26 protein-coding genes are annotated in these 21,703 nt (G+C 44.3%); 16 read left to right on the top strand and 10 right to left on the bottom strand.

Features of this window, described 5'->3' with window-relative positions; genetic code table 11:
* Nucleotides 1-158: 158 nt before the first annotated feature.
* The gene (locus QUB51_RS01100) at nucleotides 159-653 is read right to left on the bottom strand and encodes a bleomycin hydrolase (protein WP_333207978.1); all 495 of its coding nucleotides are present in this window, start codon (nucleotides 651-653) and stop codon (nucleotides 159-161) included.
* A 79-nt stretch (nucleotides 654-732) separates the two neighbouring features.
* A complete protein-coding gene (cpeB, locus tag QUB51_RS01095) occupies nucleotides 733-1,287 on the bottom strand; it encodes a C-phycoerythrin subunit beta (RefSeq protein WP_015174916.1) in 555 nt (184 codons plus the stop codon).
* Nucleotides 1,288-1,520: 233 nt separating this feature from the next.
* Between cpeB and QUB51_RS01090 the strand changes: the two genes are divergently transcribed.
* From QUB51_RS01090 to QUB51_RS01060, 7 genes are all read left to right on the top strand, one after another.
* On the top strand, nucleotides 1,521-2,057 hold the full coding sequence (locus QUB51_RS01090) for a phycobiliprotein lyase (protein ID WP_333207979.1): 537 nt from the start codon (nucleotides 1,521-1,523) through the stop codon (nucleotides 2,055-2,057).
* Between the two features lie 50 nt (nucleotides 2,058-2,107).
* Entirely contained in the window at nucleotides 2,108-2,710 is a 603-nt protein-coding gene (locus tag QUB51_RS01085) for a chromophore lyase CpcT/CpeT (protein WP_333207981.1), read from the top strand.
* Between the two features lie 226 nt (nucleotides 2,711-2,936).
* Nucleotides 2,937-3,821: a phycobilisome linker polypeptide gene (locus QUB51_RS01080; protein ID WP_333207983.1), complete on the top strand. Its 885-nt coding sequence runs from the start codon at nucleotides 2,937-2,939 to the stop codon at nucleotides 3,819-3,821.
* A 111-nt stretch (nucleotides 3,822-3,932) separates the two neighbouring features.
* Nucleotides 3,933-4,700, top strand: a complete 768-nt coding sequence (locus QUB51_RS01075) for a phycobilisome rod-core linker polypeptide (protein WP_333207985.1) — start codon at nucleotides 3,933-3,935, stop codon at nucleotides 4,698-4,700.
* A 231-nt stretch (nucleotides 4,701-4,931) separates the two neighbouring features.
* Nucleotides 4,932-5,699 (top strand): phycobilisome rod-core linker polypeptide, encoded by a 768-nt coding sequence (locus QUB51_RS01070; RefSeq protein WP_333234149.1) that lies wholly within the window; start codon nucleotides 4,932-4,934, stop codon nucleotides 5,697-5,699.
* Nucleotides 5,700-5,844: 145 nt separating this feature from the next.
* Nucleotides 5,845-6,150: a hypothetical protein gene (locus tag QUB51_RS01065; RefSeq protein WP_015174910.1), complete on the top strand. Its 306-nt coding sequence runs from the start codon at nucleotides 5,845-5,847 to the stop codon at nucleotides 6,148-6,150.
* A 104-nt stretch (nucleotides 6,151-6,254) separates the two neighbouring features.
* Nucleotides 6,255-6,911 carry a HEAT repeat domain-containing protein gene (locus QUB51_RS01060; RefSeq protein ID WP_333234150.1) on the top strand — a complete coding sequence of 219 codons (657 nt, stop codon included), beginning with the start codon at nucleotides 6,255-6,257 and terminating at the stop codon, nucleotides 6,909-6,911.
* Between the two features lie 23 nt (nucleotides 6,912-6,934).
* Here the strand turns inward: QUB51_RS01060 and QUB51_RS01055 are convergent, their stop codons facing one another.
* Nucleotides 6,935-7,513 (bottom strand): phycobilisome protein, encoded by a 579-nt coding sequence (locus QUB51_RS01055; RefSeq protein WP_333259565.1) that lies wholly within the window; start codon nucleotides 7,511-7,513, stop codon nucleotides 6,935-6,937.
* A 245-nt stretch (nucleotides 7,514-7,758) separates the two neighbouring features.
* Between QUB51_RS01055 and QUB51_RS01050 the strand changes: the two genes are divergently transcribed.
* Nucleotides 7,759-8,493, top strand: a complete 735-nt coding sequence (locus QUB51_RS01050; RefSeq protein WP_333207991.1) for a 15,16-dihydrobiliverdin:ferredoxin oxidoreductase — start codon at nucleotides 7,759-7,761, stop codon at nucleotides 8,491-8,493.
* A 7-nt stretch (nucleotides 8,494-8,500) separates the two neighbouring features.
* Nucleotides 8,501-9,253: a phycoerythrobilin:ferredoxin oxidoreductase gene (locus tag QUB51_RS01045; protein WP_333207993.1), complete on the top strand. Its 753-nt coding sequence runs from the start codon at nucleotides 8,501-8,503 to the stop codon at nucleotides 9,251-9,253.
* A 2-nt stretch (nucleotides 9,254-9,255) separates the two neighbouring features.
* On the opposite strand, the gene QUB51_RS01040 is transcribed toward QUB51_RS01045, so the two are convergent.
* Nucleotides 9,256-10,086, bottom strand: a complete 831-nt coding sequence (locus QUB51_RS01040) for a pentapeptide repeat-containing protein (RefSeq protein WP_333207995.1) — start codon at nucleotides 10,084-10,086, stop codon at nucleotides 9,256-9,258.
* A 218-nt stretch (nucleotides 10,087-10,304) separates the two neighbouring features.
* On the opposite strand from QUB51_RS01040, the gene QUB51_RS01035 reads away from it, so the two are divergent.
* The 4 genes from QUB51_RS01035 (at nucleotide 10,305) to QUB51_RS01020 (ending at nucleotide 12,716) form a co-directional block, all read left to right on the top strand.
* Nucleotides 10,305-10,913: a phycobiliprotein lyase gene (locus QUB51_RS01035; protein ID WP_333240919.1), complete on the top strand. Its 609-nt coding sequence runs from the start codon at nucleotides 10,305-10,307 to the stop codon at nucleotides 10,911-10,913.
* A 160-nt stretch (nucleotides 10,914-11,073) separates the two neighbouring features.
* Nucleotides 11,074-11,340 carry a hypothetical protein gene (locus QUB51_RS01030; RefSeq protein WP_333207998.1) on the top strand — a complete coding sequence of 89 codons (267 nt, stop codon included), beginning with the start codon at nucleotides 11,074-11,076 and terminating at the stop codon, nucleotides 11,338-11,340.
* A gap of 9 nt (nucleotides 11,341-11,349) precedes the next feature.
* Nucleotides 11,350-12,231 (top strand): HEAT repeat domain-containing protein, encoded by an 882-nt coding sequence (locus tag QUB51_RS01025; protein ID WP_333208000.1) that lies wholly within the window; start codon nucleotides 11,350-11,352, stop codon nucleotides 12,229-12,231.
* Between the two features lie 8 nt (nucleotides 12,232-12,239).
* Nucleotides 12,240-12,716: a DUF2656 domain-containing protein gene (locus tag QUB51_RS01020; protein WP_333208001.1), complete on the top strand. Its 477-nt coding sequence runs from the start codon at nucleotides 12,240-12,242 to the stop codon at nucleotides 12,714-12,716.
* Nucleotides 12,717-12,941: 225 nt separating this feature from the next.
* On the opposite strand, the gene QUB51_RS01015 is transcribed toward QUB51_RS01020, so the two are convergent.
* Nucleotides 12,942-13,484, bottom strand: a complete 543-nt coding sequence (locus QUB51_RS01015; protein WP_333208003.1) for a transposase — start codon at nucleotides 13,482-13,484, stop codon at nucleotides 12,942-12,944.
* Between the two features lie 740 nt (nucleotides 13,485-14,224).
* Here QUB51_RS01015 and QUB51_RS01010 point away from each other — a divergent pair.
* Nucleotides 14,225-16,735 (top strand): ATP-binding protein, encoded by a 2,511-nt coding sequence (locus QUB51_RS01010; protein ID WP_333259568.1) that lies wholly within the window; start codon nucleotides 14,225-14,227, stop codon nucleotides 16,733-16,735.
* Between the two features lie 357 nt (nucleotides 16,736-17,092).
* On the opposite strand, the gene QUB51_RS01005 is transcribed toward QUB51_RS01010, so the two are convergent.
* Nucleotides 17,093-17,527 (bottom strand): MAPEG family protein, encoded by a 435-nt coding sequence (locus QUB51_RS01005; RefSeq protein WP_333054382.1) that lies wholly within the window; start codon nucleotides 17,525-17,527, stop codon nucleotides 17,093-17,095.
* A gap of 9 nt (nucleotides 17,528-17,536) precedes the next feature.
* Nucleotides 17,537-17,965: a DUF6220 domain-containing protein gene (locus tag QUB51_RS01000; protein ID WP_333054384.1), complete on the bottom strand. Its 429-nt coding sequence runs from the start codon at nucleotides 17,963-17,965 to the stop codon at nucleotides 17,537-17,539.
* Between the two features lie 178 nt (nucleotides 17,966-18,143).
* Here QUB51_RS01000 and QUB51_RS00995 point away from each other — a divergent pair, with 178 nt between their 5' ends.
* Nucleotides 18,144-18,896 (top strand): LuxR C-terminal-related transcriptional regulator, encoded by a 753-nt coding sequence (locus QUB51_RS00995; protein WP_333259571.1) that lies wholly within the window; start codon nucleotides 18,144-18,146, stop codon nucleotides 18,894-18,896.
* A 142-nt stretch (nucleotides 18,897-19,038) separates the two neighbouring features.
* Here the strand turns inward: QUB51_RS00995 and QUB51_RS00990 are convergent, their stop codons facing one another.
* Genes QUB51_RS00990 through QUB51_RS00980 form a run of 3 tightly spaced genes read right to left on the bottom strand, consistent with a single transcriptional unit; the run spans nucleotide 19,039 to nucleotide 21,207 of the window.
* Nucleotides 19,039-19,926 (bottom strand): sulfite exporter TauE/SafE family protein, encoded by an 888-nt coding sequence (locus QUB51_RS00990; RefSeq protein WP_333054388.1) that lies wholly within the window; start codon nucleotides 19,924-19,926, stop codon nucleotides 19,039-19,041.
* A complete protein-coding gene (locus tag QUB51_RS00985; RefSeq protein ID WP_333054390.1) occupies nucleotides 19,923-20,474 on the bottom strand; it encodes a rhodanese-like domain-containing protein in 552 nt (183 codons plus the stop codon). Before QUB51_RS00985 ends, QUB51_RS00990 begins: the two co-directional genes overlap by 4 nt.
* A 31-nt stretch (nucleotides 20,475-20,505) precedes the next feature.
* The gene (locus QUB51_RS00980; protein WP_333209220.1) at nucleotides 20,506-21,207 is read right to left on the bottom strand and encodes an MBL fold metallo-hydrolase; all 702 of its coding nucleotides are present in this window, start codon (nucleotides 21,205-21,207) and stop codon (nucleotides 20,506-20,508) included.
* A gap of 97 nt (nucleotides 21,208-21,304) precedes the next feature.
* Between QUB51_RS00980 and QUB51_RS00975 the strand changes: the two genes are divergently transcribed.
* Entirely contained in the window at nucleotides 21,305-21,649 is a 345-nt protein-coding gene (locus tag QUB51_RS00975; protein WP_333054392.1) for a metalloregulator ArsR/SmtB family transcription factor, read from the top strand.
* Nucleotides 21,650-21,703 lie beyond the last annotated feature (54 nt).

Raw genomic sequence — 21,703 nt, 5'->3', positions numbered from 1 at the left:
TGCAATAACTATAATATGATATGCCTATTAAAACACAATAACAAGCCTAGGAATTCTTTACCCTTACCTCACCAAAATCGGTAAAGCAACGAGCCAAGAGTTCCTAGACTTGTCGGGTAAAAACTACCCAGTCACGACATTACAAACCTGTCAGTTAATTAGGACAGGGAGTTGATCGCGTAGTCAAGAAGAGCATTGTACTCAGTCAAAGCTTGAGCAGACAAATCGCGAGGAGCGCAACCGCGGTTGCGAGCAAAGCTCAATGCTTCAACGTAAGGAGCAGTAGGCAAGCCCAAAGCGCGATAAACTTCGCGTTGACCAGCAATACCCCATTCATCCAGAGGGCCTGTGCCGCCAACAACTAAGCAATATTGAACCAAGCGCAGGTAGTGCTTGATGTCGCGATGGCATTTTGCTTTGAAAGTATCGGTGGAGTTAGCTTGACCTGCTTCGTTCAAGTAAGGATACTTTTTGATGCAAGCATCATAAGCTTCTTTAGCAACTGCGTCGAGGTTGTTGCCTAGTTTTTCGGCAGCTTCTAAACGAGCAGCAGAGCGTTGGATAGAACCTTGAACTGATTCTAAATCTGAGGTGCTAGGGAAGCGGCCTGCTGCATCAGCAGAGGCAATAGCGGTGGTGAGAACTGATTTCATTTCCTAAAACTCCTAAAGTGATTTTGACGACAGTGAGCGTAGTTTCAATTTTGCTGAGCGACTTGCGATTAGCAACTGACTAGCTCAGTGCAGAAATGATGCGATCGAAGTAGCTGGAAGCTTCAGCAACGAGGCTAGCACAACGATCTTCTACTACAGGACTGCCCATTTTGCGGAGCTTAGCACCAGCAAATTTTTCGCTGGGATTGTCTTGGATGTGAGCGGCGGCTTGAGCCTTCATGATTTGAACGGCACGCACGGTGGAGGTAGTGGGCACGCCCAAAGCTGCGTAGGTTTCTTTCAAACCATTCAAGCAACGGTCATCAAGAACTGAAGCATCACCAGCCAACAAAGCATAGGTGACATAGCGCAAAATGATTTCTGCATCGCGCAAGCAAGCAGCCATGCGGCGGTTAGGATAGCAGTTACCACCAGCTTGAATCAAGCCTTGGTTTTCGCAGATCATACCGGCAACAGCATCAGAAACCATGCAGCTAGCGTTGCTGGCGATCGCGTTTACAGCATCCAAGCGTCTGTTGCCGCTGGCAACGAAAGCTCTCAGGGCACTGATATCACCGACGGTGGAGGTGCTGGCATCGGCTGAAACTACAGCTCTTGAAAAAGCGTCAAGCATTGAGTTCTCCTTAACTTAGAAAAATTATTTCTGATTTCAGTTGGTCAACTGGGTGACTAACTTAATGGTTTTGAATATATCTGTGGGGTGTTGCCTCTGTCTCATTCCTGAGAAACAAAGTAACAATTTGTTACTTTTGTGGCTAAAAGCACTTTTTTTCGTGGACAGGGGCGCCAAAAGCGGAGTTCTGAAGACAAGAATATTTTGGCTCTTGCCCCTGTACAATGTTTTCCATGAACAATATTAAGCAGTTTGTTGAAAATTCTCTAGGACGGTGGCGATCGCAGCGCAGCGCCCATCATTTGACTTTCAGACACTTTGAAGCTGTGCAGTCAGTCATTGATATCGTTGCTATCTCACCGGGCGATCGGGCAGTAATCGAACTCTGTCAATTGTATAGTGTTGACCCATCCCAAGCAGTCATGCCTTTTCAAATGAGTTGGGAGGGTGAGTCAGATTGGGATGAGAATTCTGAGGTTAAGGGAAGTTGTATTCTTGTACCAATCCCCGATCCAAATATACCTAATCGCGGTAAGTTATTACGAGATCAAGGTTATGCTGAAACTATTGCCGCAGCAGGTGACTATCATATCGCAGAGGATGGAACTTTTGTGCTTTTGACTAGCTACGAACACGCCGCAGCGGAAGAAAAAATCTGGTTTGCTAATCCTAATTTACGGTTTCGTGTTTCCCTAATTAAAACCAGTGGAGGAAGTGGAGTAGTAACGGCATCATTTTCCTCAGAGATTCGTTCGCTGTCAGGCAATTAGTGAATTGCTAATTGCTATTAATAAACTTTCTTCTACCTTCTCCTTAGCTTATGAATTCCGTTAAAAGCAATGATTTAATCACTTTAGCTCAGTGGATGGCTGGGGATTTTAGTAACTATCAGCAATCTTTTGATAACCCACAACAATTTGCCCATATTCGGATATTTTTTCGTCCCTTACCCTTTGAATTTTTCAATGCCATTGGCTTTTACTCTGAACAGGTTTACGACCACGATCTCTGGACTCCCTATCGTCAGGGAGTTCATCGCTTAATTGACCAGGGAGATCGGATTTATATTGAAAATTATAGCCTCCAAGACCCCATACAGTACGCCGGAGCCGCACGAGAATTAAGCATTCTCAAAACTATTAAACCAGATAGTCTGCAACGACGCTATAACTGTTCCATGATTTTTCAACGAGACGGCGAAATGTTTCGAGGCAGTGTGGAACCTGGAAACCTTTGTCTCATCGAAAAAAGAGGTTGTTCCACCTACCTAGTCAGTGATGTCGAAATTACAGAAAAAACTTGGAGTAGCCTCGATCGAGGTCTGGACGTGAATACCCATCAACAGGTTTGGGGGTCGGCTTTTGGTTCTCTACAGTTTGAAAAGCGTCAAAGTTTTGCCACTGAGTTACCTCACATCCCATAACTTATCGGCGTAATAATTTCAAGTCACATTCGGTATATATTACAACAATTAACGACGTATTACAGAAAAAACATTGTAGGAACAGAGTCAGAGCCAAAATATCAACCTCTTTGTGTAGTACAGATAAGCTCGCCCAGCGCAGTTTGTGTTAAGTTATGTAAAGTTTTCTAATAGAACGTCTAAGTATGGTAGTTTCTCATGTAATACAATTGTGGAGATTTTTTCAATGGTTTTTGGACCTGCATCTCGACTTGGAGTCAGTTTATTTGAAGAAACACCCCGTTTAGAACTAATTCCAGGACGTTCACAAGAAGAAGTAGAAACCATTATTCGTGCCGTTTACCGGCAAGTTTTGGGTAATGCTTACGTCATGGAAAGTGAACGGGCGACGATTCCTGAATCCCAATTCAAAAGTGGTGAATTCAGTGTGCGCGAATTTGTCCGCGCTCTGGCAAAATCAGACGCTTACCGCTCTCGCTTTTTCGATACTTGTCCTCGCTATCGGTTTATAGAACTCAATTTCAAACATCTTTTAGGTCGGGCTCCTGATGGCTTAGAAGAAATGAGAGGACATAGCACCATTCTAGATACTGAAGGCTTCGAGGCAGAAATTGATTCTTACCTCGACAGCGATGAATACCAAAATGCCTACGGGGAAAATATCGTTCCCTATTTCAGAGGCTACAAAACCCAGCCAGGACAAAATATGGTTGGGTTTACTCATATGTTTGCTCTCTTGCGGGGAGCTTCCAGTAGCGACCTCAAGGGCAGTCTTTCTGGAAAAACCCCTGTTCTGAATAAATTCGTGATTCAGCAAACCCCCCTACCCATAGTTCCCCCTTCAGGTGGTGCAGTTGGAGATGGTTGGGCATTCCAAGAATCTGGTATCAATTCCCGTACTCGTGCTGGATTAGGCGCCTCAGCAGAAGGCAAAGTTTATCGCATTACTGTGACTGGATATCGTTCTTCAGCAACGACTGTGATGAACCGAGTCTCTAAATTTCGCTCTAGCAATCAAGCCTATCTCGTACCATTTGATAGGCTCTCGCAAGAATATCAACGCATCCACAAACAAGGCGGCGTAATTTCCAGCATCACTGCTGTCAACTAACAACCGCTCAAACTTCTGCCTTAACGACTTGGGGAATTATCTCCCTGAGCGTGTCTTTCACAATCCCTAATTCTCTGTTTTGAAGCGTTATTTATTCTGAGGAGAAAGTCAATGAGTGTCGTTTTAGATGCGCCAGTAGAACTTTGGCCTACCAGCAGTTCCGATGATAAACAGGCGGTAATTCGCGCTGTTTACAAGCAAGTATTGGGCAATCCCCATGTCATGGAAAGTGAACGCCTGACCATTGCAGAATCCAAGTTGTGCGATGGCACGATAACGGTACGAGAATTTGTCCGCGCTGTGGCTAAATCTGACTTTTATCGCAGTCGGTATTTTGAATCCTGCGCTCCTTACCGCTTTGTCGAGCTAAACTTCAAACATTTGTTGGGTCGCGCTCCTTTAGCTCAAGAGGAACTTTCTGAGCATATTTGTCGGTGTACCCAAGAAGGCTACGAGGCAGAAATTGATTCTTATCTCGATAGTCCAGAATATCAGGAAAAATTTGGCGAGAATACCGTTCCTTATTATCAAGGAGCAAAAAGTCAAGTCGGACAAAAGCAAGTCGGCTACAATCGCACCCTTTCCCTGTATCAAGGTTATGCAGGAGTTGATAGTGCTTTTACCGCTTCTCGCTTAGTAGATTTTGTGGCTGGCAATAGCGGTAACAAGATTACTCTACCAACAACAGGCGGTCGGATCAGTGCTTACAAAGATGCCACCGAAAAGACATTCAAGATTTTAGCGAAGGGGTCTAAATTTGATAGTCCTCGCCGACTAAGTAACACTGAATATCTTGTATCCGGTGCGAATATGACTCCGCAAATTCAGCGCATTCATCGTGCAGGCGGCAAAATTGTCAGCATCACAGAAGTTGCTTGAAGCCTAAAGTGATTCGCGGGTAGAGAAGTAAAGATTTGCTTCTCTACCCTCTCGGAAACAATCGCAATTTTTATCTTATCAGCCTCGCAAATATGAAAGCGATAACGATAGGAACAGATAGTTTTTCTGTCCCTCAATAACAGATGTGTTCGCCTCATTCAAGTTATTTCAACCAACAGCAACTTTTTTTTACACTCTCAATCAAACTTTAATTAACGTTAGGAAAAAATAATGTCCAGTTTAACAGCAGCTTTCGTCAGTGACCCAGTAGAACTGCGATCCAATGCAACGGAAGACGATTTACAAGTCGTCATTCGTGCTGCTTACCGACAGGTGTTAGGAAATGCTCACCTGATGGAAAGTCAGCGTCTCACCAGTGCTGAATCTTTGCTTCGCAATGGTGATATTACGGTGCGTGAATTTGTCAGACAAGTCGCAAAATCAGACCTTTATCAATCTCTCTTTTTTAACACCAATTCTGCCTATCGGTTCATCGAGTTAAACTGCAAGCATTTACTTGGTCGCGCTCCTTTAGAACAGAAGGAGATTTCGGAGCACGTCCAAATTTGTAACGGTCAAGGCTATGAAGCCGAAATCGATTCTTATATCGATAGTGACGATTACAGCCAGAACTTTGGCGAGAATATTGTGCCTTATCCTCGGAGCATTCGCAGCCAAACAGGTATCAAGAATGTCGGGTTTAATCGGATGCTGTCTTTGCTGGGAGGATCAGCTACTAGCGATAGCAGTAATCAAGCTCAATTAATTGCTACGGTTGCGAGCAATCTGCCTCAGAAAATCAAACTTTCTAGCGTTGCTAACAGTGGAGCCTCTAGCACAACTGGTAAACGTTTTCGGATTACTGCTGCTAAGTCTGGTGGTGCTAAGGTCAGAGTGAGCAATATCAGCTATGAAGTCAGCTATGCTCAAATGTCTAAGCAAATTAAAAATATTCAGAAAATGGGAGGAAAAATTCTCAGTATTACTGAAGTTGGCTAAATTTACCTAGACTTCACCTTTGTCTTCATTGAAGTTTGGTATCTCCTGCTTTCTATAGAGCGAGTTTATTATTCGCTCTTTTTCTTCTATGTAACACTTGAAAATAAAAATAAATCACTCAGTTTTCAAGCTGAGGATCTGAAAAATGCTACCCCCAATAGCTTGTAAAAAAATTCAGGCTTGGATCAGAAGTCGTCACCTAATTTTTTGCGGTCAATTGCTAGTTTTTGAAACTTTAGACTATCCAGCAGTTGAGCGATTTGAGGAATGTGTTAACAGTCTAGGAGGGTGCTTAATTTCTGTTGAACCAGCCAAACGACTTTGGATGGGAAATCATCGACAAGTGATTCTCTATCAGGCTAAAGCCAGTTTGCATACACCTCATCATGAACTGCGGCAATATTGGTTCAAGTACGGCTGTTTTCAGACTCGATTCGATCAAAGAGCTTAGCTATAACAACCGCCAAGGTTATTAATTATTAAAATATCTTTGGTTATTTGCATAATTAGGAACTTTTTGGTTAAAATAAAGAAAAATTATACTTTGTTGTAGTTATGGATATTCACGAAATCGAAACCTCTCTGAACAATCCTGATTTTCAGTATCGACTCAAGGCAGTCGCGGCTCTCAAGGATTATCAACCAGAGATTGCCGTTCCCTTGCTCAAGGGCAAACTCGATGACCCGGAGTTCTTAGTACGTTCCTTTGTCAGCAGAGCATTTGGGACACAACAAACCGCTGAATCCTTCGCCGCATTGCTCCAAATCATGAAATTTGATAATACGCCGAATGTGCGAGCTGAGGCTGCTAATTCTCTTTCGCTTTTTGGTCGATGTGCTGCATCTCATTTAGTCTCGACTTTTTTTCAGGATGACCACTGGTTAGTTCGTCGTAGTATTCTGGCTGTTTTGGTTGATATGAAGTGCGAAAGCGAACTCTTTGAGGTCTGTATGGAAGCCTTAGCTGGCGAAGATATGGCCACCCAGGAAGCGGCTGTGGATGCACTTGGTACATTAGCCGGAACTAATCAGGAACAGGCTGCACTTTCTCAGTTATTAATGCTGGCTAATTCTGAGTATGAACGTATGCGTCAGCACGTCGCATCTGCTTTGCAGAATTTTGATGCTCCGCAGGCTAAGGAAATTTTAGGTCAACTTAGGCAAGACTCAAATCATCGAGTTGTTGCTACTGCTTTAGAAAATCTGCTTTAGACAATAAATAGTAAGGAAGTTGATTAAGCTTGACTAAAAGTTTTTAACCCACTGATTAAATGGTCAAAAGAGAGACTCAATAAATCCCGGTCTTCAGAATTAAAATGCTGCAAGCTAACTTTTTTCAACTGTTCTAGTCCACAAAGCATCGCCGAAACAGGAACCCGCAATTCTTGATACAGTAGCTCCATATTTTTGAGCCCTTCTGGGCTAGTAAATTGAGGATTGTTACCTGCAATTCCATAGGTGATACACCGTAGGAACTGCCAAAAATCTCGCCAACAGGCTTCAGCACGTTCGGGAGGATAAAGGTCATTACCAGGCTCAGTGATATCGGGAAAGTCCGCTAATACCTTTTTCCTCGCATCAGCAACAATATCAGGAGCTCGATCTCGCAATAATCTGGCTTTTTCTAGCATTAAAGAGAGATGAGGGTGAATATTTTCAATGCGTTCTAAATCCTCATCTGTGAGATATCGACTTTGATTGTCAGCATCTTGAAAAATGGCAATTACTTCATCTGAATATAAATTTTTCCAAGTTGCAAAACTGACAATTCTCGCTTGAGGAATTAATTGTTTGGCTCTTTCACTTAATTGCATATTTATTAAATTACACTAACTTAATTTACTAGGATAGACTAAAATTATGAGCGAAGGAGTTAAGATTTATTACAAATGCAGCCGTTAAATGATGGTTGGTACAGGGCTTTTCTGGGAAATCCTGAGTGTACAACAGATTTTTGTAACGAAATATTACTTTGTTTGTCAAATACAGAGACAAGATTTAAGGTAATCCCTTATGATCTTGTTTTGAGGGAAAGATTGAAGGAGCTAGATTTTAATCTATGTTTAAGCCGTTTCAGGAATTCTTAGAAAAAGAACTGTTTGGACGTTTTGCTCTAGAGAGTCGTCCCATTCCCTCTGGGTTGGAATCGGTGGTGAGTGAAAGAGGCAAAAATCCTGCCACGATTCAAAGTTGGTGCTATCAATGTCCCGAATTGCGAAAGATTCGTTACACATACATTGATGCTGGAGAAACGGCACAAATTTTCAATAGTGTCATTTATCCGAATTATAATTACGATCTGCCTTTGCTGGGAATTGATTTTTTAGCCTTTGGACAGAAGAAAATCTTGGTTGTCTTGGATTTTCAACCTTTATTCCGCGATCGCGCCTACATAGACAAATATATCGGGCCAATGAGCGCAATTAAGGATAAATACAAAGATTTAACGCAAGACTTAGAAATGAAGTTTTACGATGCGAATCAGTATTTTTCTAATAACTTGCTATTTGCTAAAACAGATGCAGAAACAGTTGTAACTCGTTTGTTTCCAGCCTATCAAGAATATGTCCAGTTGTATTGGCAAATGCTAGAGCAAGCCTCCCCGCTTAACACTCCAGAAGAGATGCAGCAGATTGTGAAGGCACAGAAAGATTACGATCAGTATAGTGCGGAACGCGATCCAGCATCAGGGCTATTCGGCAGCTATTTTGGGCATGAATGGTCAGATAGATTTCTGTACGAGTTTTTGTTTGAAGATGCTGTTCCCTTAGCAGTTCCAGCGGGAGTAAGATAAGTTAAAAATGACTCTTTATCAGCCTTTCTTAGATTACGCTATCCCACTTCTAAAAGCACGACTTGACTTGGCTCCCTATCCCATTCCCGCAGGTTTTGAACGGAAGGAAGCTATAACTGGAAAGGGGAAAAAAGAGCAGTTGGTTGTGACGACAAGTCATGCTTTTAAATCCTCAAAATTACGGCAAATTCGGGCCGCCCATGTTGAGGGTGGTGATGCTCTCCAGGTACTTAATTTTGTGATTTTCCCCCAGTTAAATTATGATTTGCCTTTTTTTGGGGCGGACTTAGTAACTTTGCCGGGGGGACATTTAATTGCTTTAGATATGCAGCCTCTTTTTCACGATGCTGCTTATCAGAAGCAATACTCAGATCCAATTTTGCCGATTTTTAACAACTATCAAAAGGATTTGCCTTGGGGAGGAGATTTTCCTGACGAGGCAAAACCTTTCTTTTCACCTGCTTTTCTTTGGACTCGTCCGAAGGAAACAGAGGCTGTGCAAACTACGGTCTTTGAAGCTTTTAAGGATTATCTTCAAGCTTATCTCGATTTGGTTGAGCAAGCGCAACCTATAACTGATAGTGAAAGGTTGTCTGAGATTCTTCAGGCTCAACGGAATTATATCAATTATCGTGCTGCAAAAGATCCCGCTAGAGGAATGTTTATGCGGTTCTATGGTGAGGAGTGGACTGAGGAATATATTCACGGTTTTCTGTTCGATTTAGAACGCCAAATTCCCGACGTTCAACAATCAGTGTAAATTTATCCTAGCTGAGAGCGAAGACTCTGAGCCGTATTGTTACGAGTAAAAGCATTCCAAGTTCCTAATTCTTTGGGATCGCGAGTGCGAAGCATGGCTTTCATCTCTTGGGTGAGTCCTTGTGCTAGGGTAAAATCAGCGCCAGCAATACTCTTTAATTGCTCTAAATTTGCCCCGGTTAAGTCAGCCCCTCGTAAATCCGCTCCTTGTAATTCGACTCCAATTAAGATAGCATTTCGCAAATAAGCACCAGTCAGAAAGGCATTCTGAAGACTCGCCCCACTTAAGGCTGCTCCCTCTAAATTGGCCCCAGTTAAATCGGCTCCACTGAGATAAGCACCTCGCAGGTTACAACCGTGTAAATCTGCTCCTCTGAGGTAAGCTGTATTCAGAAAAGCTCCACTAAGATTGGCTTGGGGACCAATTGCTCCCGAATTTTTGTAATTAAAACCCTCTGGCCAAAGGGTATGAGCATCATATTGAGCTAGTTTTAATTTTGCCTCTTGTAGCTGGGCACCTACTAAATTACAGCCCTGTAAATCGGCACGAAAAAGATAGCTTTCTTGTAAATTCGCTCCACTCAAATTGGCATCTCTGAGATTGGCCCTTCGTAAATCAACCCCTTTGAGATTTGCCCCTTGCAGATTGGTTTGACTGAGGTTTGCCCCAATCAAGTTTGATCCGCTTAAATCAATACCAGATAAATCCATCTGGCTGAGGTTGATTCCCGCGATGTTGCTTTGAGCTAGACTTTTCCCTTGCTGAATGGTTGCCAAGATTTCAGTTGCAGAAAGGGGTTCGGAGAGGAAAGATGAGTGTTGACGAGGTGACATTATGTTTTTCTGAAAATTTATCGATCGAGTTGCTCAAAATTGTCCTGTGTCATTTATCCTAGAATTTGAAGGATTCCAGACTGACGTTTGTTTATTTTTCTTAACTAAAATCAGCTCTGATTCCCAGTTCGGCTAAGTTCAGGTCAAAGCCTAAATCCCCGTTTTTCATTGAGATTTGTCTCAATCCCTCTGATTACTCTCGCTAAGTTGACACAGAAATGCTGCTAACACCACCTATGACTATGATGGATTTCTTTCGCAAGAGTGAGGGCGTTTGGTTTACTCAGCGAACAGTCCATAATTTTGATACTGCTGCGGCTGATGAGTCGGGAGAGTCCAATGTCATCGTTGAAGTTTTGTCAATAGACGATCGCAGACTTTTAGATGTTTGTCAAGAGCAGAATGTCGATCCCGCTTTAGTTAGTGGGGGATGCAGTTTTATGTGGCAGGACAATTTAGATGATACAGTTCCGAACCAAAACTATGCTGCTATTCTTTTAGATGTGCCTAATCCTACTAATCCGAGAACGGGCAAGTTTCTGCGAAATCGAGGCTATGTTGAAGGTATTCCGGTCATCGGTGTTTACCATTTTGCGGATGATGGGGTGTTGACTATTGAGACGGAATATGAGACTAATCAAGGACAGGAACGCTGTTGGTTTATTAACGATCATTTTCGGGTACGGGTGATGACTGTGCAGATGGTAAATGGGGTTAAACAAATGGCATACTGTTCTGAGCGTCGTTGTATTTCTCACTCGGCTTTAGAAGAGATGATTGAACACAATCGCTTGAGATTTTCTGGGGTGGGTGTGCTGTCACCTTAAAGCACAAATATCCAGTCTATTGCAATCGCAGCTACACACACAGTCAAAATATACTGGTGAGTGAAAGTGCGGTAACACAAACAAAAAATATACCGACGACTGCAATCGCATCTACACACAAAGTTCGCAGACGCGGACTAATTATTGAACTATCAAAACTATGTCTGAAAACGAAGAATTGAATCCATCCGATAATGAGGAAACTGTTGCTACTTCACCAGAGACTAATGTTGAAGAATTGGCAGAAGTAATTGCTGAATTTGAGAAATATCGCGAACGTTTGGTTAATGAAACGATGACTGCGGCACAAAAGGCCAAATTACCTCCGAAGGCGGCGATGGCTAAAATTGAGCCGGAACTTGCTAAGATTGATGCTGGACTGGATAGTCTGCGCGCTCAATTGGCGGCTCTAACTACTAATAATTAGGTGATGGTGATGGTCAATTCTAATGCTCAAGCGGAGGCAGATCCAATTCTCTTGGCTCACGCTGAAACAGATGCTTTTCTTCAGGAAGTTACTGAACAAATAGATTTAGATAGTTTCGACGCTAACGATTCCAATCTGTTGAAGCGGTTGGTTGAATGTTTGGGAGATACGCGGGGGATGACTCGACTGCGTTTCGCGGAAACTTTGGCGGAAATTGGCGAAGCGGCGACTCCTTTTTTGTTGGATGGTTTGGCTAATCATGTTAATCCGGTTGTGCGGCGCGCTGCTGCGAAAACTCTGACTTTGATTGCCGATCCGACTGCGGTTCCTCATTTAATTCATGCTTTGTTGAACGATGAGGATACGGTGGTTAAGGGTTCGTCAATTGGGGCGTTGGCGAGGATTGGGGAACCGTCTGTGCAGGCTTTGTTGGATATTTTAGGGTCAACTGATTTGCCTGAGAGTACGATCGGTCATGCGGCTTGGGCGTTGGCTTTTATTGGGGCGGGGGCGAAGGAGTATTTGTATCGGGCGATCGCGTCTGATTCGCCTGTGGTGCGCGGTGCGGTGGTGGGTGCGATCGCCAAGGTTGCACAGGAAGAACCGAAGGATGAATTATTCGAGATTTTGGTTAAGTCTCTCACGGATGTTGATGTTGATGTGCGCTGTGAGGCGGCGGCGGCTTTAGGAAATCTGGCTTATAAACCGGCTATTCCTAATCTGATTGAGTTGCTGGATACTGGTGATGGGGAAACTCGCAGGGCGGCGGCTTTGTCTTTGATGAAAGTGGGCGATCGGGCTGCGATCGAACCGCTACAAGCTGCATTGGAAAAGGAATCAGAAGCGGCGATTCAAGGTGTGATTAAGTTGGCAATTTCTCAAATTAAGTAACTAAAAGTATGACTGAATCGGGAACGGGGCGGATGTTGCTTTCTCATAATTTTGATATGCCGGAGGGTATTTTTTCCACTTTAAGTAGGGAAGAATTAACTCTGGTATTTGCTGAGGGTTTAAGTCAACATCCTGAGATTAAGTGCCGTCAATTAAATCATGCTCATTGGATGGTAGAAGTTTTATTTTCTACTGATGCTTTTTCTCCGCCTCAAGTGGGAGAATTTTGTGCTCAAGCTTTGGTGGATAAGCGGATGAGTCAGGGGAAAGCCGATGATTCTTTTCCTGATATTTTGATTTTAGCGGGATTGAAGAAGACTCCTCCTTTGAGTAGCGATGCTGAGGCGTTGCAAACGGGAGAATGGGGGGTTGATGTGGTGGAAACTCCGTCTGCTGAGAGTTTTTTGATGGCGATGGGGTGGGAGGAGAAAACGGGGGGGAAAAGTATTGATGATGTTTTTAAGGTTGAAAGGAGAAAGGGGTAAAGGGTGAGTTAAGGTGCCAGGATATCTTTTTAATTGTTACTGTTTGTTATTCTTGAGACTCCGCCAATTTCTGGGGGGTGACAAAGAGGTCTACGAAATAGACTGTATAAGGGTTGCAGCCCGCATACCTTGTTGATAAAAGCGGCGTTGAGAAGGAGTTAACTTGCGTTTACTGTTCCACCTCCAAAGAATATTTTTCTAGATAATTAACCCACTTTTCTCCATCTAATCCAACACCAAATGTACTCCGTCTGCGATACTTTTTCTTGGGTTCTGTGTGACGAGATACATATTCTTGTACCTGCTTTTTTTCAGTTCATTATCTTGAAATATTGCCCAAGTGTACGCCAGTGTCATGAGCAGAATCATGTTAATAAGTCGGTTCCCTTTGAGGCTTGTTCCTTCAAGATCGTAGCCTCCTGTTTTACAGTATCGGAACATTTCTTCAATGCCCATCCGCTGCTTATAAGCATTGAGCGCTGCTCGCAATGAGCCTAAGTCCGTGAGAATAAACCAGGCTTCTTTAACTTGATATTTCCCATAGTTCCTTTTCCACTTACAAGCAAGCTCAAACCCGGTAGTAGGTAGAGTTTTCCTCAGTTTTTTTCCTTGAACATATAAAGACGTTCCTGGTACTATTCCTAATTCATCCAACCGTTGCCAAACTATATGTTGTGTTTCGATACAAAGATTCTTTTTCAGTCTTAAGCAAAAAGACACACCCTTTTCCTTAAGCCAGTTTGCCAAATCAACAGAACTTGCATTCACGGTATCCTAAAACGATGAGTTTATATTCTGAAAATAATGGTAAAACTTGCTGTAAATTGGTAGTCTGTGACTCGAAGCTACTGTTCCCCAATTTGGGCAACAGTGACCAGTATAATGGAATTGCTCTTCGCTCCCAGATCGGGCTAACCATAAAGAGATTTATGCACCCCCATTGACTGCGGTCGATGGCGATTGATAAACGAGTACCAATGGGGCAATAAGTGGTCAACCAATAAGTAATTAAGGGGAACCAAATTAATGAGATAGTTAAGTTTGGTAAATCCAGAAATATTTGTAGTTTTCTACGCCGACTTTCCGTTGTAATTGGGTAAGGAAATACCCGTGCCTGTCGTTATAATCTCACTTGTTTTTCTGATTGGATCGCCCTGGGCAAAGTTGTCATTACAAGAAACTGAGCTGATGTCAGTTGTTTTTTTAAATGAGTCTGGTAAAATGTTGGTATCATTATTTTTGGGATAGGCAAGCGTGTAACAATTATGCTGCCTATCTTTTTTGATCGGCGGATTGGCTCAATCCTCACCACCTCTGGGTTTCAGGCTGGTTGTCACCCCCGCAGGCGATCGCTAATAACCTCAACTGATTGCGCCTCAATCTTTCACCGCTACATTAGATCGATCGCACACTTTTTATCCCTAGAAGGAAACACTAGGTATTTGTTCTTTTTCTTGATTGTGGCAATTACACTTGGATCACAATAAGATTACTCCTATCTGTTTGTTATGGAAATAGATCGCGTTCCATTTCTGAATCGCCTCCGGCGCACCATGTCCTCTGCGGAAGCTTGGGGCTTTAGTGTGGTTGGATATCTGATGTGGTTTACCTTAGCGCCGTCGGTGCAAGCAGAAATTGGCTCCGCATCCCTGTTGGTCTGGATTCCTGGTGCGATGGTCGGAATTCTGTTTAACCTTCAAGTTCAGAGTTTGGGCGAGAAATATCCAGATGTATCTGGGGGAACACCCAATTACATCACGCGACTGCTGCATCGTTACCCTGCCCTTTCCCGTTACTTGGGGATTGCCTACTACTTGGGGTGGGTTTCTTTTCCGGCCATTAATGCGATCGTCATCACAGATTTGATCCAATTTCATTTAGAACCGATGGGGCTGAATGTTCCAGAAAAAGTGTTTGAGATCGGTTTTACTGCGATATCTTACTTTTTAGCATTCAGCGGCACCCGTGCCGTCGCCATTCTGCACCTCTTTTTTATCTTTCCTTCGATCGGCTTTTTACTCCTCTTCTGCGTTCAGGGTTTAGGCTGGCTTGCCTTTTCCGCCCAAAGTCCCGGACTCTTGCCCAGCAGCATTGATGCCATGAGTGTCCATGACTGGCTGAAATGGTTCTTGTTTGCCGCTTATAGCTTCTATGGCTGTGACACAGCTTCATCCTTTGTAGCAGACAGTCTCCACCCAAAAGACACCCTCAAGGCGCTGTCTTGGGTTGCCTGGTTCATGCCTCTGGTGTTTGTGGGTGGCACTTTAGTGTTGGTGCAGTTGGCAACCGCTGTCGGTTTACAAGGCAATTTGTACGGCAATTTCTTGGTGGCTGCCAAGCCTTTCTGGGGAGACGCTGCCCCTGTCATCGTCACATTGCTGGTTGCGGCTAGCTGTTTGTTGGGATCTGCGACTAGCGTTTGCAATACGCCCCGCATCCTTTTTCAACTCGCGCAGGATGGGCTGTTGTCTCCAGTGTTTGGCGCAGTGTCCCGTCGGGGTGCCCTAGAACCCGCGCTGCTGCTAACCTTTATCTGTAGTTTAGGATTTTTAGTATGGGGCAACACCACTCGAATTGTCGTGGTGTCAGGGGTGAGTTTTTTCATTTCTATCATGGGGTTTCACTTGGGGCTGTGGATGCAGCGCAACGATCCAGTCGTGCGTTGGGGGCGACTATCCTTAGCATTACTGGTGGTGGAGTTCATTTCCCTGGTGGTGGGTGGCGTTGCCTGGGGATGGATGGACTTTGGTATCGGGTTGCTGTTGCCGTTAGCAGTGATAGCGATAGACGCTGCGATTCTGCGGATTCCTTGGCCATTTTTGCATTTACCGTGGTGGGATAGACTCCATACCAAGCCAGTAACTCCTCCTAAAAATGAATACTTTGTGGTGCTTCAGGTCGCAATTTTGATTGCGCTGATTTGTGGTACAGCGACGATCAGTTGGCTGATTCGCTCCTGGCTGCTGGTAGAAGCCGGAACCAACAATCCCTATCTGCTGATTATTGTGTTGATGACGTTGGCATTTGTGGGAGTGGCAATTGCTTGCTGGACAAGTCTGCCCCAGGTTGCTGCGATCGAAGAACTAGCAATCTCCTCAACCGCGCAAGCTAAAGAACTGGAGACGACCCTAAACGAACTGAAAAAAGCTCAGATGCAAGTGATCCAAAGCGAAAAAATGTCTAGCTTGGGACAGTTGGTTGCGGGAATTGCCCATGAAATCAATAACCCGGTCAACTTCATCCACGGTAATCTTACTCACCTGGACGAATATACCCAAAATCTGCTGCAGATGATCGAACTCTATCAACAGCGCCATCCCAGCAACGATCCAGACGTGCAAGCAATGGCAGAGGAAATCGATTTGGAATTCCTCACTGAAGATATCCAAAAGATAATTTCATCTATCAGGGTAGGAACAGAGCGAATTCGCGGTATTGTCGTCTCGTTGCGAAACTTTTCTCGTATGGATGAAGCCGACTTCAAAGATGTTGATATTCACGAGGGAATTGAAAGTACATTGCTGATTTTGCAGCACCGGCTCAAAGATAAACCAGAGTGTCCAGGCGTGGTAACGATCAAAGACTATGGCAGTTTGCCCAAGGTGGAATGTTTCCCCGGACAACTCAATCAGGTATTCATGAATATATTGGTCAATGCCCTGGATGCCCTAGATGAGATGAATACTAAACGCTCCTATCGGGAGCTTAAAGACACCCCGAACCAGATTACGATTCGGACTTCTGCGATCGACCATCAATGGGTGGAGGTGGCGATCGCTGACAACGGAATCGGTATGCCAGACCCTGTGAAGCAGCGCATTTTTGACCCCTTTTTTACCACCAAAGCCATCGGTAAAGGTACGGGTTTGGGGATGTCGATTAGTTATCAAATCATTACTGAAAAACATCGCGGTAAAATTAAGTGTTTTTCTACACCTGGATCGGGTACTGAGTTTGTGATTCAGATCCCCATTCGGCAACAGCCAATTTCACCATTCCCGATCGCTCCTCAATCTTAACCACTTCCCATTCAGTGCAGCCCTCAAACAAAGCATCGTACAGAATTGAAGAGCGATCGCTCTTCTGGTAATTTTAAATTAGGAATGAGAATTAAATAACTTCCACAAGATTGTGGGATGGGCCTGAAAGCCCGTCCACTCATCACGGGCTTTCAGGCCCATCCCACAATAACAATTAAAATTGTAAGTTATTTAATTCGCGATCCTTATTGAGTATTGCGATCGCGACCTAACGACTTGGTTCAGTGGCAGACCGCCCCGCAAGACCCCAAACCTACACGCAGAAACAGGGTGGGCTTTCCGCTGCACGCTCATTGTTCGGCAACTTTTGATAACTTCTACCTCATTTGAACGAGGTTAATTGATTGTGCCAAAGTGGATAAGTGCTGCGCGGATCGCGATGAACCACACCGCGAGCGTGGCAAATAGGTAGAGGTAGAACCGAAGTATGATGAGATTGAATGTGCAATGGACAGCACTATGCAATGTGCGAAACACAACGAATACCCACGCGGCGTTCACATACACTGTATCCACCTGCTTTGTGATGAACAGATATAGGACAAGCGCATAGAAAAGTACCGGAACCTCGAACAGGTTTTTTAGGTTATCCGATGGATTGGATACGCTGGGTGGCGAAATTTGTGCCAGTGCGCCCGGTACAGCAAGCTCTTTTGGGGTGAGCTTTCTACTGGTGATAAAACTGATACGGCGGATGTACATATACACCCAGACGAGGAAAGTTAGAAACACTGTTGCAAAGAAGGGACTGAAAATTGTATCTTGCGTCATTTCTACCTCTCAAATTTGATTGTTATGATAGTTTGTGGGCGATAAAGTGCGCCCTATGGAATGTACAAGGCTGGAAGAAACATAGAGTAACGTAAATCCAATTAGAGGATGGAGTATCTCTAGGTGAAGAGGACTTTTGAGATGAATGCTGGAAAATTGTAGTCCAAGCAGGATTGGCAAACTGGCGGCGAGATGTCGTATTCTGCGTGAGAATGGGGCGATTAACGACCATCCCAGTAATACTAATGACAGCCCACTGTACCCTCGCACGAACCAAAGATGAATATTCCACCATGCAGGATTATGGAAGTAGGCAACTCCAACCGTTAATAACTGAGCAATCAAGCAGACATTAAAGATGATTGAAGTCACATAAAAGCTGATGAGTATCCCACGTGTGGGAGTGCGATCGCGAGCGGTTTCCAAACTTGTTATCATGTCAAGTTGTTTTTGAGATTATAAGGGTAATATAAACTGAGTATTGCCATGCTTCCAGACCTCGATCGGGTACTCTTTTTGACACTCAAGCAATTTGGTTACAAGCCCCCAGATTCCTCCGTGGGGTCAATTCTAAAATCTAAAATCTAAAATCTAAAATCTAAAATCGGTTGACACCATGAGCATGACAAGTCCCTTGCAGCTTTTATTTGAAGCGATCGACCAGGTGAAGGATGAACAAGAGCTGCGATCGCAAATCCTGCCCAAAATCGGTGAGTATTTTGCAGCTAAAAGATCGGGAATCTTTTTCTTCGATGGACTTCCTTTAGCCGATAGCAATTTTCAGAAAACATTGAAAGTTGCGCTATCGATCGAACATAATCCTGTTGCACGTTATTTAGCGGAGCGCCATGCTCCTGTCCATGAAGCATTAGTGACATCATCTCCCAAGGTTTGGACAATGATTTGTCCCCGTCCCGATCATTGGCACGTGATGGCGGGGCCGATCGTCAGTCGCGGTCAATTAATGGGTGTAGTGGGTTGTACGCGCGATCGATCCATGCCCGCTTTCGATACAGAGAATCTAGCCGATTTGAGTGCGATCTGTTTGCATTTGTCTGTTTGGGCTGCAACAGTACGCGCGGCGAAGCTATCCCGTAGGGAATCGCAACACCAACCTTTCAAGACTTCACGCCTAACGCCTCGTGAATTGCAAATTGCCGAATTGGTTGCTTTGGGGCGAACCAACGCAGCAATCGGGAGGGAACTTTGGATTACTGAGAATTCAGTAAAGCAAGCTTTGAAGCGAATGTTCCGTAAGCTTGAGGTTTCGTCTCGTGCAGAAATGGTTGCACAGCTTTCGGCGACAAAATATAATTTGCCAACCGTAAAAATGTCTCCATCCAACTTGATGCAGAACACTCACCAATAAACTTAAGGCTAGAAACCCTAAGAGCGATCCTCTTCTGCAAGCTTCGCTAACGCATTGAATTGAAGGGCGATCGATCTAGTGGTAATTTTGAAGTATTGAATAGGGCGATCGCGATCTAAGGGCTAAGATGAGTGGTGGCAGATTACCTCGGCATCACAGCCGACATCTCCCGTCCGTTTGAAGAGAGTGCGTTGTGAGGTGGCTCGTCAGCAGATGACTTTTTGATTCCCTGTAAGCTATCGCGATTTTGGACTAATACGAATGTGGCGACTACTAGCAGAAAGTAACCGAAGCCTTTTTGAAGTTGTTGCGCTGGAATAAACTGTGCAAGATAAGCCCCAATCACCGTTCCGCATCCAGCTAAAAAGGTGAATGAAACCGTGAGATTCCAGTCTAAGGAAATATGCCCTAAATAACCTAGCAAACCCGCGACCGAATTACACGCAATAATTAGCAGAGAAGTCCCTATCGCCTGTCGCATGGGTACGTTTCCCAATAAAACCAAGGCAGGGACGATCGCAAACCCTCCACCCACACCGACTAATCCTGTCAAAATCCCTACTGCAATCCCTTCAGTCATCAGCCATAGCCAGCAGTATTTGCAAACAGGTTTGACGTACTCGATAGCCTCTAGCTCATCCTTACTAGATACTACCGTCTTTGACAAGGTGGTGCGATAAATCATCAAGCCTGCGGCAATCAGCATCGACAATCCAAATAGGGTCATCTGGAATGCGCTGGTAATGAACGGCAGCGTCGCAATTCTTGCACCGAGGTAAGCCCCCAACATGGTTGCAGTTCCAAAAATTACTGCGGTTTTGAGATTAAGATTACCGCGCCGCCCATGGGGAATGCTGCCCAATAAGCTAACAGTCCCGACAATAATCAAAGTCATGGCGATCGCAGGTTTAGGCGCAACACCCATCACATAAACCAGCACAGGCAGTGCTAGCACAGAACCACCACCGCCCAATAAGCCTAAACTCACACCAATACCAACTGCCAGGAAATGTCCAATTATCCAGATCATCGTTTATTTCCGGCTTGTTGGTTGTAAGGTAACTTTGCCAGTAGCATTCCCATCGCACAGGTGTTAGTGATTCCAGCAAACACTAAGCCAGCACCCACAAATCCACTCAGAAGTAAAAAATTAGGTGAGACAAATACCCCTAAAACTGTTCCCACAAAAACCAATGAGCCTGCAACAATCTGCACTTGCCGAAACAAGCTAATCGGCGCATTTTGACTTTTTTCAATCGGATAGCCTGCATTTTTCCAAGTAGGAATTCCACCACGCAGATGAATCACAGAATTGAATCCTGCGTCTAAACATTGTCTGGCGGCTTTGGCAGAGCGATTTCCAGATTGACAGTAGAGAACGAGTTTTTGTCCCTCAGACGGTCGTACTTGAATTGGATCGAATTGTGACAGTGGATGCAATTTTGCGCCGGGAATACGTTCAGTTGCATATTCGGCAGATTCCCGAACATCCACTAAAGTTACGGCGTTTTCCTCAAGCAATTGTTTCAAGGTTTGAGCATCAATTTCTTGAAGTTGAGAATCGTTAGTCAGTGTCATAGTTGTACTCCAAATAAAATAGATCAAAGGTCTAGGCAGAAATTGAGGTGAGGTTGCCACACCGTTCATTAGCTGGCACGGCTTCCATCATTTTTTGAGGGTTGGGCAGATTCAGTGCATTCATAAATTGAATAAACTCATCCCGACTGCGCCCTGTAAACCTAGGGTTCCAGCGTTTTTCTTCCTCAATGGAAGAAACAGTTTGCCCGCGATAGTCGTGTCCTGGATAGATCGAGGTAGAATCAGGCAAGGTAAATAATCTTTGAGTAACTGAATCAAACAAGGTTCCGGCGTCCCCGCTTTGAAAATCCGTGCGTCCACAGCCACGGATCAATAACGCATCCCCGGTCAGCAAGTGACTTTCATTGACGAGGTATGCCATGTGGCTATCTGTGTGTCCTGGCGTGGCGATCGCCTGCACTTCCACAGTTCCAAGCTGTAGCGTTTCCCCTGGATGGATAAAACGGTCTGCACAGTTAACCTGTGCTTGGGCTGGAACCACACTCACACAGCCTGTTGCTTCCCGCAGTTGAGACGCACTGGTAATGTGATCGGCATGAACATGAGTTTCCAAGCAATAACGCAATGTCAAACCCAGTTCTTTCAGCAATTTGATATCTCGCTCCACCTGTTCCAACACTGAATCGACCAATAGGGCTTCTGCGGAAGCGCGATCGGCAATCAGATAAGTATAGGTACTGCTTTCCCGGTCAAAAAGTTGACGAAACAGCATAGGCATCAGCCTCTCATTACATCTTTAGTGATAATATTACTATATAGTAGTATTGTCTAAAAAACAAGTCTCGCTCAAAATCTATTCACTCCTGCTTATGTCTCAAATCCCAGTTTCCGCTCTCGCTCAGGTGGCTGACTACTTCAAAGTTTTATCAGAGCTTAGCCGCCTGCAATTGCTGTGCGCGCTTAAGAGTGGTGCTAAAAATGTCACTGAAATCATTGAAGAAACAGGGCTGGGGCAAGCCAATGTTTCCAAGCACCTCAAGATTTTGACCCAGGCAGGCATCGTTCAACGGCAGCAGCAGGGAGTCAGTGTTTACTATCAAATCACTGACCCAATGATTTTTGATTTATGCGAACTTGTGTGTCAGAAGCTCGAAACTCGATTGCAAGAACAGTCACAACAGTTAAAAAACCTCGACAGATTGCGTCAACTCTAACCGCCCCTGATTGCAGCGTCTAGACACGCTTAATTGTTTCTATCCCAGGAGCGA

The organism is Microcoleus sp. AT8-A3 (assembly GCF_036705675.1).
In the GTDB taxonomy this organism is placed as follows: Bacteria; Cyanobacteriota; Cyanobacteriia; order Cyanobacteriales; family Microcoleaceae; genus Microcoleus.
This window is presented reverse-complemented; position numbering and strand designations above follow the sequence as displayed.

Excerpts from the sequence above, each read along its gene's own strand:
- QUB51_RS01100 (WP_333207978.1), bottom strand. The coding sequence starts at position 653 with ATGAAATCAGTTCTCACCACCGCTATTGCCTCTGCTGATGCAGCAGGC.
- cpeB (WP_015174916.1), bottom strand. The coding sequence starts at position 1,287 with ATGCTTGACGCTTTTTCAAGAGCTGTAGTTTCAGCCGATGCCAGCACC.
- QUB51_RS01090 (WP_333207979.1), top strand. The coding sequence starts at position 1,521 with ATGAACAATATTAAGCAGTTTGTTGAAAATTCTCTAGGACGGTGGCGA.
- QUB51_RS01085 (WP_333207981.1), top strand. The coding sequence starts at position 2,108 with ATGAATTCCGTTAAAAGCAATGATTTAATCACTTTAGCTCAGTGGATG.
- QUB51_RS01080 (WP_333207983.1), top strand. The coding sequence starts at position 2,937 with ATGGTTTTTGGACCTGCATCTCGACTTGGAGTCAGTTTATTTGAAGAA.
- QUB51_RS01075 (WP_333207985.1), top strand. The coding sequence starts at position 3,933 with ATGAGTGTCGTTTTAGATGCGCCAGTAGAACTTTGGCCTACCAGCAGT.
- QUB51_RS01070 (WP_333234149.1), top strand. The coding sequence starts at position 4,932 with ATGTCCAGTTTAACAGCAGCTTTCGTCAGTGACCCAGTAGAACTGCGA.
- QUB51_RS01065 (WP_015174910.1), top strand. The coding sequence starts at position 5,845 with ATGCTACCCCCAATAGCTTGTAAAAAAATTCAGGCTTGGATCAGAAGT.
- QUB51_RS01060 (WP_333234150.1), top strand. The coding sequence starts at position 6,255 with ATGGATATTCACGAAATCGAAACCTCTCTGAACAATCCTGATTTTCAG.
- QUB51_RS01055 (WP_333259565.1), bottom strand. The coding sequence starts at position 7,513 with ATGCAATTAAGTGAAAGAGCCAAACAATTAATTCCTCAAGCGAGAATT.
- QUB51_RS01050 (WP_333207991.1), top strand. The coding sequence starts at position 7,759 with ATGTTTAAGCCGTTTCAGGAATTCTTAGAAAAAGAACTGTTTGGACGT.
- QUB51_RS01045 (WP_333207993.1), top strand. The coding sequence starts at position 8,501 with ATGACTCTTTATCAGCCTTTCTTAGATTACGCTATCCCACTTCTAAAA.
- QUB51_RS01040 (WP_333207995.1), bottom strand. The coding sequence starts at position 10,086 with ATGTCACCTCGTCAACACTCATCTTTCCTCTCCGAACCCCTTTCTGCA.
- QUB51_RS01035 (WP_333240919.1), top strand. The coding sequence starts at position 10,305 with ATGCTGCTAACACCACCTATGACTATGATGGATTTCTTTCGCAAGAGT.
- QUB51_RS01030 (WP_333207998.1), top strand. The coding sequence starts at position 11,074 with ATGTCTGAAAACGAAGAATTGAATCCATCCGATAATGAGGAAACTGTT.
- QUB51_RS01025 (WP_333208000.1), top strand. The coding sequence starts at position 11,350 with ATGGTCAATTCTAATGCTCAAGCGGAGGCAGATCCAATTCTCTTGGCT.
- QUB51_RS01020 (WP_333208001.1), top strand. The coding sequence starts at position 12,240 with ATGACTGAATCGGGAACGGGGCGGATGTTGCTTTCTCATAATTTTGAT.
- QUB51_RS01010 (WP_333259568.1), top strand. The coding sequence starts at position 14,225 with ATGGAAATAGATCGCGTTCCATTTCTGAATCGCCTCCGGCGCACCATG.
- QUB51_RS01005 (WP_333054382.1), bottom strand. The coding sequence starts at position 17,527 with ATGACGCAAGATACAATTTTCAGTCCCTTCTTTGCAACAGTGTTTCTA.
- QUB51_RS01000 (WP_333054384.1), bottom strand. The coding sequence starts at position 17,965 with ATGATAACAAGTTTGGAAACCGCTCGCGATCGCACTCCCACACGTGGG.
- QUB51_RS00995 (WP_333259571.1), top strand. The coding sequence starts at position 18,144 with ATGAGCATGACAAGTCCCTTGCAGCTTTTATTTGAAGCGATCGACCAG.
- QUB51_RS00990 (WP_333054388.1), bottom strand. The coding sequence starts at position 19,926 with ATGATCTGGATAATTGGACATTTCCTGGCAGTTGGTATTGGTGTGAGT.
- QUB51_RS00985 (WP_333054390.1), bottom strand. The coding sequence starts at position 20,474 with ATGACACTGACTAACGATTCTCAACTTCAAGAAATTGATGCTCAAACC.
- QUB51_RS00980 (WP_333209220.1), bottom strand. The coding sequence starts at position 21,207 with ATGCTGTTTCGTCAACTTTTTGACCGGGAAAGCAGTACCTATACTTAT.
- QUB51_RS00975 (WP_333054392.1), top strand. The coding sequence starts at position 21,305 with ATGTCTCAAATCCCAGTTTCCGCTCTCGCTCAGGTGGCTGACTACTTC.